Annotated in this window: 15 protein-coding genes and 1 pseudogene; 1 reads left to right on the plus strand and 15 read right to left on the minus strand. The window is 70.5% G+C overall.

All coding sequences use genetic code 11. The annotated features are described in order from the left end of the window. Positions 1-4: 4 nt before the first annotated feature. The 15 genes and pseudogenes from ACIPRD_RS24805 to ACIPRD_RS24875 form a co-directional block, all read right to left on the minus strand. Positions 5-271 (minus strand): annotated as a pseudogene (locus tag ACIPRD_RS24805) (Pro-rich N-terminal domain-containing protein); the annotation flags it as partial. A 149-nt stretch (positions 272-420) separates the two neighbouring features. Further along, positions 421-1512, minus strand: coding sequence for a 3-dehydroquinate synthase (gene aroB, locus ACIPRD_RS24810; protein WP_356400406.1), 1092 nt, complete (start codon positions 1510-1512; stop codon positions 421-423). Further along, positions 1509-2027, minus strand: coding sequence for a shikimate kinase (locus ACIPRD_RS24815; RefSeq protein WP_401566037.1), 519 nt, complete (start codon positions 2025-2027; stop codon positions 1509-1511). Before ACIPRD_RS24815 ends, aroB begins: the two co-directional genes overlap by 4 nt. Beyond that, positions 2024-3208, minus strand: a complete 1185-nt coding sequence (gene aroC, locus ACIPRD_RS24820) for a chorismate synthase (protein ID WP_356400402.1) — start codon at positions 3206-3208, stop codon at positions 2024-2026. The genes ACIPRD_RS24815 and aroC overlap by 4 nt, the downstream gene beginning before the upstream one ends. A 178-nt stretch (positions 3209-3386) precedes the next feature. Continuing rightward, complete coding sequence (locus ACIPRD_RS24825) at positions 3387-4226, minus strand: shikimate dehydrogenase (RefSeq protein WP_401566040.1); 840 nt, start codon at positions 4224-4226, stop codon at positions 3387-3389. An 88-nt stretch (positions 4227-4314) separates the two neighbouring features. Further along, positions 4315-6147 (minus strand): endolytic transglycosylase MltG, encoded by a 1833-nt coding sequence (gene mltG, locus ACIPRD_RS24830; protein WP_401566043.1) that lies wholly within the window; start codon positions 6145-6147, stop codon positions 4315-4317. 123 nt (positions 6148-6270) lie between these two features. Further along, positions 6271-6735 carry a Holliday junction resolvase RuvX gene (gene ruvX / locus ACIPRD_RS24835; RefSeq protein WP_356400396.1) on the minus strand — a complete coding sequence of 155 codons (465 nt, stop codon included), beginning with the start codon at positions 6733-6735 and terminating at the stop codon, positions 6271-6273. A 41-nt stretch (positions 6736-6776) separates the two neighbouring features. Next, the gene (alaS, locus tag ACIPRD_RS24840) at positions 6777-9449 is read right to left on the minus strand and encodes an alanine--tRNA ligase (RefSeq protein ID WP_356400394.1); all 2673 of its coding nucleotides are present in this window, start codon (positions 9447-9449) and stop codon (positions 6777-6779) included. Continuing rightward, positions 9449-9796 carry a hypothetical protein gene (locus tag ACIPRD_RS24845; RefSeq protein ID WP_356400392.1) on the minus strand — a complete coding sequence of 116 codons (348 nt, stop codon included), beginning with the start codon at positions 9794-9796 and terminating at the stop codon, positions 9449-9451. Before ACIPRD_RS24845 ends, alaS begins: the two co-directional genes overlap by 1 nt. A 7-nt stretch (positions 9797-9803) precedes the next feature. Next, a complete protein-coding gene (locus ACIPRD_RS24850; protein WP_356400557.1) occupies positions 9804-10250 on the minus strand; it encodes a DUF948 domain-containing protein in 447 nt (148 codons plus the stop codon). Positions 10251-10453: 203 nt separating this feature from the next. Further along, positions 10454-11068, minus strand: a complete 615-nt coding sequence (gene rpsD, locus ACIPRD_RS24855) for a 30S ribosomal protein S4 (RefSeq protein WP_356400391.1) — start codon at positions 11066-11068, stop codon at positions 10454-10456. Between the two features lie 345 nt (positions 11069-11413). After that, positions 11414-12769: a replication-associated recombination protein A gene (locus ACIPRD_RS24860; protein ID WP_356400389.1), complete on the minus strand. Its 1356-nt coding sequence runs from the start codon at positions 12767-12769 to the stop codon at positions 11414-11416. 91 nt (positions 12770-12860) lie between these two features. After that, positions 12861-13511, minus strand: coding sequence for a vitamin K epoxide reductase family protein (locus ACIPRD_RS24865; protein WP_356400387.1), 651 nt, complete (start codon positions 13509-13511; stop codon positions 12861-12863). Positions 13512-13760: 249 nt separating this feature from the next. Further along, the gene (gene hisS, locus ACIPRD_RS24870) at positions 13761-15023 is read right to left on the minus strand and encodes a histidine--tRNA ligase (RefSeq protein WP_356400385.1); all 1263 of its coding nucleotides are present in this window, start codon (positions 15021-15023) and stop codon (positions 13761-13763) included. Positions 15024-15038: 15 nt separating this feature from the next. Then, positions 15039-15746 (minus strand): MBL fold metallo-hydrolase, encoded by a 708-nt coding sequence (locus tag ACIPRD_RS24875; RefSeq protein WP_356400383.1) that lies wholly within the window; start codon positions 15744-15746, stop codon positions 15039-15041. Positions 15747-15925: 179 nt separating this feature from the next. On the opposite strand from ACIPRD_RS24875, the gene ACIPRD_RS24880 reads away from it, so the two are divergent. Then, positions 15926-16744 carry a peptidylprolyl isomerase gene (locus ACIPRD_RS24880; protein ID WP_356400381.1) on the plus strand — a complete coding sequence of 273 codons (819 nt, stop codon included), beginning with the start codon at positions 15926-15928 and terminating at the stop codon, positions 16742-16744. Positions 16745-16918: the final 174 nt, after the last annotated feature.

Below are 16918 nucleotides of genomic sequence, written 5' to 3' on the forward strand. Positions count from 1 at the left end.
CAGAACCCTGAGCGGCCGCCGGACCCGATACGTGCCCCTGACTCGATGCGTGCGCCGGTCCTGCTGCGTACCCCTGACTCGGTGCGTGCGCCGGTCCTGGTGCGTGTGCCGATCCTGGTGCCGGAGGTGCGGGCGCGGGGGCCTCGGGACCTCTCGGGTGCGGGCCCGGGTGGTGCGCGGCCGGCGCCCAACCGGCCTGCGGTTCCTGCCCCGGCTGGTGGGGCGGCGGCAGCGGAGACCCCACTGCGTGCTGCATCCGTTGCCACTCCATCTCGTACACACTCGGCGCCGGAAAGCGGGGCGGAGCCCGCTCCTTACCGAACGGTACCGCCCCCGGCCGTCGTTTGGTGAAACGACCGGGGGCGGTCCGAAGTGCCCGGCCCCGCAAGGGAATCGGGCACAAAGGGAGCAGTACGGGACCTACTGGCCCACTTCACCGTAGGCGGCGAGCAGGACGGCCGGGTCCGGGCCCTCCAGGACGGTCGGCTTGCCGAGACCGTCGAGGACGATGAAGCGCAGCAGGTCGCCGCGGGACTTCTTGTCGACCTTCATGTTCTCCACCAGCTTGGGCCACTGGTCGTAGCGGTAGTGCAGCGGCAGCCCGACCGCTTCCAGGATCGTGCGGTGGCGGTCGGCCGTCGCGTCGTCCAGCCGGCCCGCGAGGCGCCCGAGTTCGGCCGCGAAGTGCATGCCGACGGCGACCGCGGCACCGTGCCGCCACTTGTAGCGCTCGTTCTTCTCGATGGCGTGGGCGAGCGTGTGACCGTAGTTCAGGATCTCCCGGCGGCCCGACTCCTTGAGGTCCGAGGAGACGACGTCGGCCTTGACCCGGATCGAACGCTCGATCAGCTCGGCGGCGTGCGGACCCTCGGGGGAACGCGCGGCCTCGGGGTCGGCCTCGATCAGGTCGAGGATCACCGGGTCGGCGATGAAGCCGGCCTTGATGATCTCGGCGAGACCGGAGACGTAGTCGTTGACCGGGAGGGAGTCCAGCGCGGCCAGGTCGCACAGGACGCCGGCCGGCGGGTGGAAGGCGCCGACCAGGTTCTTGCCCTCGGCGGTGTTGATGCCGGTCTTGCCGCCGACCGCCGCGTCCACCATGGCCAGCACGGTGGTGGGGACGGCGATCCAGCGCACTCCGCGCAGCCAGGTCGCGGCCACGAAGCCGGCCAGGTCCGTGGTCGCGCCGCCGCCGACACCGACGACGACGTCGGTGCGGGTGAAGCCGGACTGCCCGAGGGCCTTCCAGCAGTAGGCGGCGACCTCGACGGTCTTGGCCTCCTCGGCGTTGGGCACCTGGATGGCGATGGCCTCGTAGCCCTGTCCGGCCAGGTCGGCGCGGAGCGCGTCGCCGGTCTCGGCCAGCGCCTCGGGGTGGATCACCGCGACCCGCTTGGCCCGGCCGCCGATCAGCCCGGCCAGTTCGCCCAGGAGCTGCCGGCCCACCAGCACCTCGTAGGGGTCGGTACCGGCCGTGCCGGCCACCTGGATCCGGGTGACTGCGTCGCTCATGCTTCCTTCAACTCCACTGCGTCCAGCGCTGCTCGGGTGACCTCTTGGGGGGTGAGCCCGTCGGTCGGTACGACGGCGGTGGCGACCTCCTCGTACAGGTGCCGCCGCGCCTCCATCAGCTCGCGCCACTGCTTGCGCGGGTTGATCGCGAGCAGCGGCCGGGCCACGTTGAGGCCGGTGCGCCGGACGGCCTCCTCGACGTCCATCGAGAGGTAGACCACCCGCTGCCCGGCGAGCAGTGCGCGGGTGTCCGCGTCGAGGACCGCCCCGCCGCCGAGCGCGAGGACTCCCGCGTGCTCGGCGAGGGCGGTGCGCACCGCTTCCTTCTCCATCGCCCGGAAGGCGTCCTCGCCGTCGTCCACGAAGATCTCGGCGATGGTGCGTCCCGCGGTGGCGACGATGTCGTCGTCGGTGTCGCGGTAGCCGGTCCCGAGGCGCTCGGCGAGCAGCCGTCCGACCGTGGACTTGCCCACGCCCATCGGGCCGACCAGGACGACGGCGGGCATCGTGCTCATCCGATCGTGAGGTTGTCGAGGTACGACCGGACGTTGCGGCGGGTCTCCTCCACGGAGTCGCCGCCGAACTTCTCCGCGACGGCGTCCGCGAGGACGAGCGCGACCATGGCCTCGGCGACGATGCCGGCGGCCGGCACGGCGCAGACGTCGGAGCGCTGGTGGTGGGCCTGGGCGGCCTCGCCGGTGGCGACGTCGATGGTCTGCAGGGCGCGCGGAACGGTCGCGATCGGCTTCATCGCGGCGCGGACGCGCAGCAGTTCGCCGGTGGTCAGGCCGCCTTCGGTGCCGCCGGAGCGGCCCGTCGCGCGCTTGATGCCCTCGGGGGTGGTGAGGATCTCGTCGTGCGCCTTGGAGCCGGGCACCCGGGCCAGCTCGAAGCCGTCGCCGACCTCGACGCCCTTGATCGCCTGGATGCCCATGAGGGCGGCGGCCAGGCGGGCGTCCAGCCTGCGGTCCCAGTGCACGTGCGAGCCGAGGCCGACGGGCACGCCGTAGGCGAGGACCTCGACGACGCCGCCGAGGGTGTCGCCGTCCTTGTGGGCCTGGTCGATCTCCGCGACCATCGCCTTGGACGCGTCGGCGTCCAGGCAGCGCACCGGGTCGGCGTCGAGCTTCTCGACGTCGGCCGGGGTCGGGAGGACGCCGTAGGGGGCCTTGGCGGAGGCGAGCTCGACCACGTGGGAGACGATCTCGATGCCGGCCGTCTCCTTGAGGTACGACCGGGCGACCGCGCCGAGCGCCACGCGCGCGGCGGTCTCGCGGGCGGAGGCGCGCTCCAGGATCGGCCGGGCCTCGTCGAAGCCGTACTTCTGCATGCCGGCGAGGTCGGCGTGGCCGGGGCGGGGCCGGGTGAGCGGCGCGTTGCGGGCGAGGCCGTCGAGGATCTCGGGGTCGACCGGGTCGGCCGACATGACCTGCTCCCACTTGGGCCACTCGGTGTTGCCGACCATGACGGCGACCGGGGAGCCGAGGGTGAGGCCGTGGCGGACGCCGCCGAGGAAGGTGATCTCGTCGCGCTCGAACTTCATGCGCGCACCGCGGCCGTAACCGAGCCGTCGCCGTGCGAGATGGTCCGCCACCATGTCCGTGGTGATCGGCACGCCGGCGGGCAGCCCCTCCAGGGTCGCGACGAGTGCGGGACCGTGGGACTCCCCCGCGGTCAGCCAACGCAGCCTGCTCAACGGTGCTCCTCCGTGTTCGCGCCCCGTACTGCCCGCCGTACGCATCTGCTCGCGTACGGCGACGGTCCGACCGGGTGCGCGTTTCCGGCCCGCCACCACCGATCCTCCCATGCCGGACACCACCTCCGGTCCCCGGTCCGCAGGGCGAGATCACTCAGCGGGCCCCGCACCCCGGCGCTCAGCCCGCCGCGAGAGCCCTCTCCCCCGCGTGCCGCATGGCCTCCAGGGGGGCCGGAGAGCGTCCGGTCATCTGCTCGACCTGGAGCACCGCCTGGTGGACCAGGAGGTCGAGGCCGCTGACGACGGCGCCGCCGAACATGGACCAGCGGGCGGCCAGTTCGGTGGGCCAGGGGTCGTAGAGCACGTCGAAGAGCGTGGTCGGGCGCTCGGGCACGGCGGCGGCGAGGGCGTCGGTGGTGCCCGCGGGTGTGGTGGCGATCACCAGGGGCGCGTGCAGGGCCTCGGCCGCGTCCGCCCAGTCCGCGATCCGTACCTCGACGTCGAGCCGCTCGCCCCACTGCCGCATCTCGGCGGCGCGGGCCTCGCTGCGGACGTAGGCGACGACCTCGCCGGTGCAGATCCGGGCCAGGGCCGCCAGCGCCGAGGAGGCCGTGGCGCCGGCGCCGAGGATCGCGGCGGAGCCGATCTCCTCGATGCCGTGCTCGCGCAGCGCGGCGACCATCCCGGGGATGTCCGTGTTGTCTCCGACGCGGCGGCCGTCCTCGGTGAACACCACCGTGTTGACGGCGTCCACGGAGGCCGCCGTCTCGCTGATCCCGTCCAGCAGCGGGATCACGGCGCGCTTCAGCGGCATGGTCAGCGACAGCCCCGCCCACTCAGGACCGAGGTCCGCGAAGAAGCCCGGCAGGGCCGCCTCGTCGACCTCGAACCGGTCGTACGACCACCCGGTGAGCCCGAGCGCCTCGTAGGCGGCCCGGTGCAGCACCGGCGAGAGAGAATGGGCGATGGGCGAACCGAGCACGGCGGCCCGGCGGGGTTCGGCGGCCCCTTGTGTCATTGAACTCGTCCCTTGTGCATCGCGGCCCCCGTGCGGGTCGCCGCGCTCTCGGTCCCGCCCCGTCGGGCGTCTGCCGGGTGGCGGCCCGTCACTGGCCCGCCGCCTGCTTCCGCGCCTTCTCGTACCTCGCGACGTTGCGGTTGTGCTCGTCGAGCGTGACAGCGAACGCCGTCTCGTTCGCGCTGATCGAGACGAAGTAGTACCAGGGACCCGGGGTCGGGTTCAGCGCGGACTCGATGGCTTCGGCACCCGGGTTGCTGATGGGCCCGGGCGGGAGTCCCTTGATCCAGTACGTGTTGTACGGGTTGTGGATCTTGCGGAGGTCGGCGACCGTGCCGACGTCCAGAGTGCTCTGGCCCCGCAGGTAGTTGATCGTGGAGTCGAACTCCAGGCGGCCCGCCGTCTCCTCGTTGTCCGGCTTGAGACGGTTGTAGATGACGCGGGCGACCTTGTCGAAGTCACGCTTGTACTTGCCCTCGACCTGCACCAGGCTCGCCAGCGTGAGCAGCTGCTGCGGGCTGTCGAGACCCAGCGCCTGGGCCTTGTTCTCGAGGCCGTACTGCTTGTACCGCTCGTCGGCCTGGGCGACCATCATCTTCAGGACGTCCTCGGGCTTCATGCCCTTGGCCACCGGGTAGCTGGACGGGAAGAGGAAGCCTTCGAGGGGGTCCGACACGTCCTTGTTGGCCGCCCAGCCCGGCAGGCCGAGCTTCTTCCAGTCCTTCTTGGCCACGGCCGCGGTGGTGCCCTTGGAGAGCTTCAGACGCTGGTCGATCTTCTCGTAGATCTTGACGTCACGCAGGCCCTCGGCGATGACCAAATTGTCGTGGCTCTTCGGGCTGAGCATCAGCTCGACCGCGCTGGCGGCCGACATGTGCTTCTGGAGGGTGTAGACGCCGTCCTGGAGGGTCTTGCCGTTGGGGTTGGCCTGCTGGGCGGAGACGAAGGCGTCGACGCTCTCGACGACACCGAGTTCCTTCAGCTTGCGGCCGATGTCGTAGCCGCCGTAGCCCTTGGGGATCTCGACCTGGACCATCTCGCCGTTGCCGCTGCCCGCGTAGTCCGGCGCCGGGGCGAAACGATTTTTGTAGAACTGGTAGCCGAAGTAGCTGACGCCCGCGAGGCCGCCGCCGAAGACCAGGACGACGACCATGCAGGCGCAGCCGGTGCGCTGTTTCCTGCCCTTGGCCGGCTTGCGGCCCTTGGTGCGGCGCTCGCCCCGGGGGGTACGGCTCCCGGACTCGCCGTCACCGCCGGCGTCGGTCCCGTCGGCGTCCTCGTCGTCACCGCCGGTGAAGAAGGCCTTCTCGCCCTCGTCCTCACCCGGGTCCCAGCCGGTCTCGGGGTCGGGTCCGGGGGACGGCTCGGGGGTCCTGCGGCCGGGCGGGACGGGCGGCGGGTAGGCGTCCTCGGTCCCGTAGAGGTCGGGCTGCTCCGCGCCGTAGGCCACGGGCTGCTGCCCGTAGGGGTCGCCGGGGTCGGCCGCGTAGGGCACATGGCCGTGCGTGCCGGTCGCGTCCCAGCCGCCCTGGTGCTGCGGCTGGGCCTGCGGGTCGAACTGCTGCGGGGCGTGCCCGGCGTACTGCGGGTCGAACTGCTGCTGCCCCTGGGGGCCGGGGTACTGCTCCCCCTGCGGGTACTGACCGCCCTGAGGGCCGGCGTACTGCTGTCCGTGCTGGTCGAACTGGGGCTGACCCTGCTGGTCGGCGTACGGGTACGGCTGCTGGCCGTACCCGGACTGCTGCTGCTCCTGGGTCCACTCGCCGTACTGCGGCTGCTGCGGGTACTGCTGCTGCGGCTGGCCGTCGTAGGGGGACTGCGGGCCCTGGTGGGCCTGCTGTCCTCCCCATCCGCCGTCCCCGAACAACGGGTCCTCCGGATGCCACGGTTCGGAGCCAGGGCCCCGGCCATACTCAGTCATCGATCCCCTAGAGCCGCGAGACCGGCGGTCGCCCGGCCGGTGCACCGGCTTCCGTTCCGCCTCTTTGCTGTGCCCCGGCTGTTCGAACACCGACGCATCGCGCGGAACGTTACCGTATCGCGATCAGATGACCACTTCGACGCCCTCGCCAGGTGCTGCGCCTGACACCCGTTCGGATTCCAGTGCCTGCTGAAGGATGATCACAGCGGCCGCCTGGTCGATGACGGCACGCCCCTTCTTGGACTTCACGCCCGAGGCGCGCAGTCCCTGACTGGCCGTCACGGTCGTCATCCGCTCGTCCACCAGGCGTACCGGCACGGGGTGGATGCCCTTGGCCAGTTCCTGGACGAACGCGCGGACCTTCACCGCGGCCGGGCCCTCGCCCCCCTTGAGGGAGCGAGGGAGGCCGACGACGACCTCGATCGGTTCGTACTCCTCGACGAGCTGCCGCAGTCTGCGGTGCGCCGCCGGGATGTCACGTCCGGGGACCGTCTCCACCGGAGTGGCGAGGATCCCGTCGGGGTCGCACGAGGCGACCCCGATACGGGCGTCCCCGACGTCGATCGCGAGTCGACGTCCTCTACGCATTTCCTGACCGTTCTCTGCTCGTCCTGCTCGACCTGCTCGTCCTACTTGGCGGTCTCGGCGACCAGGCGCTCGACGGCCTCGACGGCCTCGCCCACGGCGGCCGGGTTCTGGCCGCCGCCCTGGGCGACGTCCGGCTTGCCGCCACCGCCGCCGCCGAGGGTCTTGGCGGCCGTGCGGACCAGGTCGCCGGCCTTGAGGCCGCGCTCGCGGGCCGCCTCATTGGTGGCGATGACCGTGAGCGGCTTGCCGCCGTTCACCGTGAACAGCGCGACCACGGCGGCCCGGCCGCCCTGGATGCGGCCGCGCACGTCGAGGACCAGCTTGCGCAGGTCGTCGGCGGTCGTGCCGTCCGGGACCTGACCGGTGACGAGGGCCACACCGCGGACGTCCTTGGCGGACCCGGCGAGACCGGCGGCGGCCTGGAGCACCTTCTCCGCGCGGAACTTCTCGATCTCCTTCTCGGCGTCCTTCAGCTTGCCGAGCATCGTGGAGACCTTCTCCGGAAGCTCCTCCGAGCGGCCCTTGAGCAGCTCGGTCAGCTGGTTGACGACCGTGTGCTCGCGGGCGAGGAAGTTGTACGCGTCGACACCGACGAGGGCCTCGATACGGCGCACACCGGAGCCGATGGAGGACTCGCCGAGCAGCTTCACCAGACCCAGCTGGGCGGTGTTGTGCACGTGGGTGCCGCCGCACAGCTCCTTGGAGAAGTCGCCGATGGTCACGACGCGGACCTGCTCGCCGTACTTCTCGCCGAACTCGGCGATGGCGCCCTGCTTCTTGGCCTCGGCGATCGGCATGACCTCGGCGTGCACGTCGAGGTCGCGCGCGAGCACCTCGTTGATCTTCTGCTCGACGTCGGTCATCACGGCCGTCGGGACGGCGGACGGGGAACCGAAGTCGAAGCGGAAGCGGCCGGGCTGGTTCTCGGAACCGGCCTGGGCGGCCGTCGGGCCGAGGGCGTCGCGCAGGGCCTGGTGGGTCAGGTGGGTGGCCGAGTGAGCGCGGGCGATGGCCTTGCGGCGCAGGCCGTCGACCGCGGCGTGGGCCTTGGCGCCGACCGTCACCTCGCCGACCTGGACGACGCCCTTGTGGACGTAGACGCCCGGGACCGGCTTCTGGGTGTCGCGGATCTCGATGACGGCACCGGTGTCCACCTTGATGCGGCCGGTGTCGCCGATCTGACCGCCGCCCTCGGCGTAGAACGGGGTGCGGTCGAGGACGATCTCGACCTCGTCGCCCTCGGTGGCGGCCGGCGAGGAGACGCCGTCGACGAGGATGCCGACGACCGTGGTCTCGCCCTCGGTGTCCGCGTAGCCGATGAAGTCGGTGGCACCGGCGCGGTCGGCGATCTCCCGGTAGGCGCCCATGTCGGCGTGACCGGTCTTCTTGGCCTGGGCGTCGGCCTTGGCGCGCTCCCGCTGCTCCTTCATCAGGCGGCGGAAGCCGTCCTCGTCCACGGCGAGGCCCTGCTCGGCGGCCATCTCCAGGGTGAGGTCGATCGGGAAGCCCCAGGTGTCGTGGAGCAGGAACGCCTTGTCGCCGGCGAGGACCGTGCCGCCGGCGGCCTTGGTCTCGGTGACGGCGGTGTCGAGGATGTTGGTGCCGGCCTTCAGCGTCTTGAGGAAGGCGGCCTCCTCGGCCAGGGCGACCTTCTCGATCCGCTCGCGGTCGGTGAGGAGCTCGGGATACTGCTGGCCCATCATCGCGATCACGGTGTCGACCAGGTCCTTGACGACCGGACCGGTGGCACCGAGCAGGCGCATGTTGCGGATGGCGCGGCGCATGATGCGGCGCAGCACGTAACCGCGGCCCTCGTTGCCCGGGGTGACACCGTCACCGATGAGCATCACCGAGGTGCGCATGTGGTCGGTGACCACGCGCAGCGAGACGTCGGACTCGTGGGCGGCGCCGTACTCGACGCCGGTCAGCTCGGTGGCCTTCCTGATGACGGCCATCGAGGTGTCGATCTCGTACATGTTCTGCACGCCCTGCAGAATCATGGCGAGGCGCTCCAGGCCGAGGCCCGTGTCGATGTTCTGGCTCGGCAGGTCCCCGAGGATCTCGAAGTTGTCCTTGCCGATGCCCTCGCCTCGCTCGTACTGCATGAAGACGAGGTTCCAGATCTCGACGTACCGCTCGTCGTTGACGGCGGGGCCGCCCTCGACGCCGAACTCGGGGCCGCGGTCGTAGTTGATCTCGGAGCAGGGGCCGCACGGGCCGGGGACGCCCATGGACCAGTAGTTGTCCTTCATGCCCAGGCGCTGGATGCGCTCCTTGGGCACGCCGACGACCTCGTGCCAGATGCGCTCGGCCTCGTCGTCGTCCTTGTAGACGGTGATCCACAGGCGCTCGGGGTCGAGGCCGTAACCGCCCTTGTCCTGGGGGCTGGTGAGCAGCTCCCAGGCGAACTTGACGGCGCCTTCCTTGAAGTAGTCGCCGAAGGAGAAGTTGCCGCACATCTGGAAGAACGTGCCGTGGCGGGTGGTCTTGCCGACCTCTTCGATGTCGGGCGTGCGCACGCACTTCTGCACGCTGGTGGCGCGGCCGAAGGGCGGCTTGACCTCACCCAGGAAGTAGGGCTTGAAGGGCACCATGCCGGCGGGGACGAGGAGCAGAGTCGGGTCGTCCGCGATGAGCGACGCCGAAGGGACGACGGTGTGCCCGCGCTCCTCGAAGAAGCTCAGCCAGCGGCGGCGAATCTCGGCCGACTCCATCAGTGGTCCTCATTCCGGTTGTACGAGTACGTCGTGTTCTCGATGTACTTCGGTGTGCTGCGGTTGTTCTCGATGGCGGCGTACCGCCGGGACGCCGGGAGCTCGGGGCTCTCCTGGATGCCCAGGGCCTCCTCCAGCTCGGCCTCGCGCCGGTCCATGTTGTCGCGGACGTCGAGCGCGAAGCCGACGGCCCGGTCCTTCAGCCGCTGACCGGTCTCCAGAGCCTTGTTGGCCGCGGTCGCGGCGAGGCTCTCGGGAGTCAGCTGCCTCAGCTTGCGGTTGACCTTGGTGGTGGCCCACACACCGGCTGCGACGCCCGTGGTGAACCAGAACGTACGGCGGAACATCCTTGACCTAGTCCCTCTTTCCGCGGTTGTTCCGCTTGGCACGGCGTGCGGACGGCAGCGTCCGGCCCACGATCACCGTACGCCTCGGCCCCTTCGCGGGGGCGTCCTCCTTGCGGCCGCCGAGGGCCTGGCGCACCCCGTAGCCGAAGGCCGCGACCTTGACCAGCGGGCCGCCGAAGGTGGAGGCGACGGTGGACGAGAGCGCGGACGCGTTCGACGTGACCTCCTGGACGTCGGTGGCGATCGCGTCGACGCGGTCGATCTGGGTCTGCGCGGACCGTACGGCCGTGGAGGCGTCGGCGAGCAGGGGGACGGCCTGGTCGGTCACCTCCGCCACGAGCCTGGTCGTCGCCTTGAGCGTCTGGGCCAGCCTCGCCAGAGCGACGGCGAGGAACGAGACCAGGATCGCCCAGAAGACGGCCACCAGGATCCCGGCCACCTCTCCACCGGACACTGTGCGCACCCGCTCCCTGAAACGTGCCTGAGCATCTGAAAGTCGTGCACCGAGCCTATCGCGCCGGTGCCGGCGCTCCGTACCGGATTACCGCCGGCCCGGCCGGAGTCGCGGGAAGAGATTGTACGAAACGCAAGCCCGCCGCCTCGCCCGCCCTGGAGGGCGGGGAGACGGCGGGCAGGGGTGCTGCGCCGGGGCTGGGATCAGCGGGCGTAGTACTCGACGACGAGCTGCTCGTCGCAGATCACCGGGATCTCCTTGCGGTTCGGCTCACGGTCCAGGCGGAACGCCAGGGCCTTGAGGTTCACCTGGAGGTAACGCGGGGTCTCACCGTCGGCGGCGAAGCCACCCTCACGCGCGACCTGGAAGAGCGTCTTGTCCTTGGAGCGGTCGCGGACCTGCACGACGTCGTCCGGACGGACACGGAAGGACGGCTTGTCGACCTTCTGGCCGTTGACCTGGATGTGGCCGTGGACGACCATCTGGCGGGCCTGGTAGATCGTGCGGGCGATGCCCGAACGCAGGACCAGCGCGTCGAGACGGCGCTCGAGCTCGACGACCAGGGCCTCACCGGTCTTGCCCTGCGTCTTGGCGGCACGCTCGTAGGCGCGGACGAGCTGGCGCTCGGACACGTCGTACTGCGCGCGCAGACGCTGCTTCTCGAGCAGACGGACCTTGTAGTCCGAGTTCTGCTTGCGGCCGCGGCCGTGCTCGCCCGGCGGGTAGGGGCGGGCCTCGAAGTACTTGACGGCCTTCGGGGTCAGCGCGATGCCGAGGGCACGCGACTTCTTGACCTTGGGGCGGGACTGGTTCGCCATGAACCAAACACCTCGTTTTATCTGTGCGAATACGGCTTCACCAGGGTTAGAGGAGGTCGCATCCGCAGCCGGGGAAATAACCCTCCGGGTCCGTTGCCGGGCCTGGTGGGCAGCCGCTCCCTGGTCTGGGCACATACGTGCAGCACGCGAGTGGCCCACCGGCCGGTCCCGGGATCCCGGGTGGTGGTGGGCTGCCCGCGACACCGATCGACGGTGCGCGACGCTCCTGGAGATTCCGGTCCTCACGGGCCGGAGCTCCGGCTGGATGTCCCGCTCTGGTGAGCCGGTTCCTTCTGCAAGGCACCGGACACGGGACTCAGCACTTCGGAGCAGTCTACAGGGCGCTCAGGACCGCTTTCGACCGAGGTGCTTCCTGGTCCACTCGACGGCGTCCGCGTAGCGGGCCTCGGCGCCGTTGCGGGTCGGGGTGTAGTACTCGCGGTCCTTGAGGGTGTCCGGGGCGTACTGCTGGGCGGCGATCGCGTTGGGCTGGTCGTGCGGGTAGACGTAGCCCTTGGCGTGGCCCAGTTTCTCGGCGCCCTTGTAGTGCCCGTCGCGCAGGTGCGCCGGGACCGGTCCGGCGTGGCCCTTGCGCACGTCGGCCATGGCTCCCTGGATCGCCCGGGTCGCGGAGTTGGACTTGGGGGCGAGCGCGAGGGCGATGGTGGCGTGGCTGAGGGTGAGAGCCGCCTCCGGGAAGCCGATCATCGCGACGGCCTGGGCGGCCGCGACGGCTATGGGCAGCGCGCCGGGGTCGGCGACACCGATGTCCTCGCTCGCGGAGATCATCAGGCGGCGGGCGATGAACCGGGGGTCCTCGCCGGCCTCGATCATCCGGGCGAGGTAGTGCAGGGCCGCGTCGACGTCGGAGCCGCGGATGGACTTGATCAGCGCGCTGGCCACGTCGTAGTGCTGGTCGCCGTCGCGGTCGTACTTCACGGCGGCCCGGTCGACCGTCTCCTCCAGGGTCTGGAGGGTGATCTCCTTCTCGCTCTTGTCGAGCGCCGCGCCGGCCGCGGCCTCCAGGGCGGTCAGGGCACGGCGGGCGTCGCCGCCGGCGATCCTGAGCAGGTGCTCCTCGGCGTCCTCGGGAAGGGTGAGGGTGCCGCGCAGGCCGCGCTCGTCGTCGAGGGTGCGGCGCAGCAGACCGCGCAGGTCGTCCTCGCCGAGCGGCTCCAGGGTGAGGAGCAGGGAACGGGAGAGCAGGGGGGAGATCACCGAGAAGTACGGGTTCTCGGTGGTCGCCGCGATCAGCGTGACCCAGCGGTTCTCGACCGCCGGGAGGAGGGAGTCCTGCTGGGCCTTGCTGAAGCGGTGGATCTCGTCGAGGAAGAGGACGGTCTCCTTGCCGAAGCCGCCGGCGGCGCGGCGCGCGCCGTCGATGACCGCGCGGACCTCCTTGACGCCCGCGCTGATCGCGGACAGTTCCACGAAGCGCCGGTCGGTGGCCTTGGACACCACGTGCGCGAGGGTGGTCTTGCCGGTGCCGGGCGGGCCCCAGAGGATCACCGAGGAGGGTCCGGCCGGGCCGCCGCTGCCTTCGTCCACGAGTCTGCGCAGGGGGGAGCCCGGCTTCAGCAGGTGCTGCTGGCCCACGACCTCGTCGAGGGTGCGCGGGCGCATCCGGGCGGCCAGGGGACTGCTGGTCGGGTCCTTCTCCTGGCGCTCTTCGGCAGCGGCGGTGAACAGGTCGGCTTCCACGCTGAAAACCCTAAGTCACGCCACTGACAATCGGGGCCGGGCGGCACCGGCGGGTGCGGGGAGGCCGCCGCCGGTCCGTGCGGGACGGCGGTCAGCTGGTCCAGAAGTCCCACCAGCGGGTGAGGATCAGCATGCCGATGATGCCGACGTGCAGGACCGGCAGGACCCAGGTGAACTCGCCGAAGAAGGACTTCAGCGGGCGCGGGGCGGGCAGGAAGCCGTTGCGGACGTTGAACGACGTCACGTACCAGAACATGACGATCGTGGCGACCCAGGCCAGGGAGCACCACAGGCACAGCGCGTTGATCCGGTACAGCGACTGGAACTGCAGCCAGGTGCAGAAGCCCACACCGAACAGGGTGCCGAAGTTGAAGGTCAGCCAGTACCAGCGCGGGAAGCGGGCCCGGGCCAGCAGACTCATGCCGACGCAGATGACGATGCCGTAGCAGACCAGGCCCAGCATCGGGTTCGGGAAGCCGAACGCGGCGGCCTGCTTGCTCTCCATGACGCTGCCGCAGGACACGACCGGGTTGAGGCTGCAGCCGGGGGTGAAGGTCTTGCCCGCGACCTTCGCCTCGAGCAGCTTGAACTTGTCGATCGTGATGACCCACGCGGCGAGCAGGCCGGCGGCGCCGGTGATCAGCAGGAGCAGCGCGAAGGCGCGGCTGCCGCCCGCGGAGCGCGTCCCTGCGGCCGCGTCGCCGGGCTCGGTGGAGACGTCTTTGACTGTCGTCTTGCTCATCACGCCGATTCCGTCTGCTGGAGAAGGGGCCTGCTTCGGGCAGGGGCCATTGTGCCGCACGTGCCCGTGTGTCCGCTGTTCGATGGACACAAGGAGGTACGTGCGCGGGCGCCGGACCGTTCGGAAATCGCCGGTGCGAGTTAACCGGCACCCCGGGCGTTGACGCTTCTCCGGGCCGAGAGGACGGGCCGGGCGGAAAAGGCGAGGAGGGCGCCGGGGTGTTCCGGCGCCCTCCTCGTCACAGCGGTCCTAGCCGAGCCGCGAGCGCAGCTCCGCGACGATCTCGTCCACGCCGACCGGCGTCTGCTCGCCGGACTCCATGTCCTTGAGCTGGACGACGCCCTCAGCGAGGTCGCGCTCACCGGCGACGACCGTGAAGCGCGCGCCGGAGCGGTTGGCGTTCTTCATGGCCCCCTTCAGGCCCTTGCCGCCGAAGGAGAAGTCGGCCGCGACACCGGCCTTGCGCAGCTCGGTGACCTTGGCGAACAGCACGCGCCGGGCCTCCTCGCCGAGCGGGACGGCGAAGACACTGGTCGCGGACGGGATGTCCAGTTCCACGCCCTCCGCCTCCAGGGCGAGGACCGTGCGGTCGACGCCGAGGGCCCAGCCGACCGAGGGCAGCGCGGGGCCGCCGATCATCTCGGACAGACCGTCGTAGCGGCCGCCGCCGCCCACCGCGGACTGGGAGCCGAGGCCGTCGTGGACGAACTCGAAGGTGGTGCGGGTGTAGTAGTCCAGGCCGCGGACCAGCTTCGGGTCGTCCTCGAAGACGACGCCCGCCGCGGTGATCAGCTCGCGGACCTCCTCGTGGTACGCCTTGCAGGCGTCGCACAGGTAGTCGCGCAGCAGGGGCGCGCCGGTGAGCTGCTTCTGGACCGCCTCGCGCTTGTCGTCGAGGACCCGCAGCGGGTTGATGTCGACACGGCGGCGCGTGTCCTCGTCCAGGTCCAGGCCGCGCAGGAAGTCCTGGAGCGCGGCCCGGTACACCGGACGGCACTCCTGGTCGCCGAGCGAGTTCAGCAGGATGCGGAAGTTCCTGAGGCCCAGCGAGCGGTACGCCTGGTCGGCCAGGATGATCAGCTCGGCGTCCAGCGCCGGGTCCTCGGCACCGATCGCCTCGGCGCCGACCTGGGAGAAGTGGCGGTAACGGCCCTTCTGGGGGCGCTCGTAGCGGTAGTACGAGCCCGAGTACCAGAGCTTGACGGGGAGGTTGCCCGCCTTGTGCAGGTTGGCCTCCAGCGCGGCGCGCAGCACGGAGGCGGTGCCCTCGGGACGCAGGGCGAGCCTGTCGCCGCCCTTGGTCTCGAAGGCGTACATCTCCTTGGTGACGATGTCGGTGGACTCACCGACACCACGCGCGAAGAGCTCGACGTTCTCGAAGCCGGGGGTCTCGATGTAGCCGTAGCCGGAGTTGCGCAGCGGGGCGGCGATCGCCTCACGCACCGCGAGGTACGTGGCGGACGCCGGCGGGATCAGGTCGTAGGTGCCCTTGGGGGCCTTGAAGGTGCTCAACGGAAAGCTCTCTCGTCACATTCCTCGTCGGGGAGCCCCGGGGGCTCCCTGGCCGGCCGCCACCTGCCGCATGTAGGGGTTGGTGGCGCGCTCCTGGCCGATGGTCGTCTGGGGGCCGTGGCCGGACAGGACCACGGTGGAGTCGTCGAGCGGCAGGCACACGCGTGCCAGCGACCCGAGCATGTCCTCCATGGATCCGCCCGGCAGGTCGGTGCGTCCGATGGAGCCGGCGAACAGCAGATCCCCGGAGAAGAACACCGGCGGGATGTCGGCGTTCTCGGGCATCTCGAAGGTCACCGACCCCTTGGTATGGCCCGGCGCGTGCGCGACGGAGAACTCCAGTCCGGCCAGTTCCAGTCGCGCGCCGTCGGTCAGCTCCCGGACGTCGTCCGGCTCCCCCACGGTCAGCTCGCCCATCAGCGGCATGCCGATGGACCGGCCGAGCGCCTTCTCGGGATCGCTCATCATGTAGCGGTCCTCGGGGTGGATCCAGGCCGGCACGTCGTGCGCGCCGCACACGGGGACGACCGAGGCCACATGGTCGATGTGACCATGGGTGAGAACGACCGCGGCGGGCTTGAGCCGATGCTTCTTCAGCATGTCCTCGACGCCTTGGGCCGCCTGGTGGCCCGGGTCGATGATCACGCACTCCTCACCGGCGGCGGGGGCGACGACGTAACAGTTCGTCCCCCAGGCACCTGCGGGGAACCCGGCAATGAGCACGATCGTCCTCTGTTGTGTCGATACGGGAGGGCTTGCGGGCGGGTGGCCCGTGGCCAAGAGCCTACCGGCGCTGCCGTTTCCTCAGCGAACCCATATACGGTACGGGGCTACAAGCGGCTGTCGGCACGAAGAACGCACGCGTACCGGTCGACACACGACACGCATGAGGAGAGAACCCGGTGGTCAGCCAGGAGCAGCGGCGGCGTCAGCTCGCCCGGGAGAAGTTCTTGCGGCAGCAGCAGCGGCGCACCAGCGCGCGGCGCAAGGCGCACATGCGCAACTCCGTGATCGCGTCGGTCCTCGGCGTGGTCGTGATCGGCAGCGTCGCGCTGTACACGACCGGGGTGCTGAAGCATGACGACAAGAAGGCGAACGCCAGCGCGGATGTGACGCCGAGCGCCTCGGCGGCCTCCAAGGCGCCGGACCCGTGCCACAAGCCGGCCGCGGGTTCGGTGAAGAAGATGAGCTGGAAGAAGGAGCCGGCGATGTCGATCGACACGTCGGCGAAGTACACGATGAAGCTCGCCACGACCTGCGGCGACATCGACGTCGCGATGAAGCCGGCGGCGGCCCCGCACACGGTGAACTCGTTCGACTTCCTGGCGAACAAGGGCTATTTCGACCACACCAAGTGCCACCGTCTGACGACGAACGGCATCTACGTGCTGCAGTGCGGCGACCCGACGGCCACCGGCAGCGGCGACCCGGGCTACAAGCTCCCGGACGAGAACCTGAAGGACAAGAGCCTGAAGGGGAACACGTACCCGACGGGCACGGTGGCGATGGCCAACGCCGGCCCGAACACGGGTGGCAGCCAGTTCTTCCTCGTCTACAAGGACAGCCCCCTGCCGCCCAACTACGCGCCGTTCGGCACGATGGACGCGGCGGGCCTGAAGGTGCTGAACAAGATCGCCGCCGCGGGTGAGAACACGGGCGGCGGCGACGGTGCCCCGAACGCGACGGTCGTGATCGACAAGGCGACGGTCACGAAGTCCTGACGCCCTTCACCCGGCGCGGACAGCGGCTTTCCGCACTCCGGCACGACCGGTCGAGGAATTTCGGTCGTGCTGGATGCGGACAGGTAACCCGCTGGTCGCCTATGTTGGCCGTGACGAAACTGTGGACGATGCCCGGGGGCCGGGAGGCACCTCGCAGGCATCATGTGGAGGAGG

It is taken from the genome of Streptomyces sp. NPDC090108, from assembly GCF_044747185.1.
Taxonomy (GTDB): domain Bacteria; phylum Actinomycetota; class Actinomycetes; order Streptomycetales; family Streptomycetaceae; genus Streptomyces.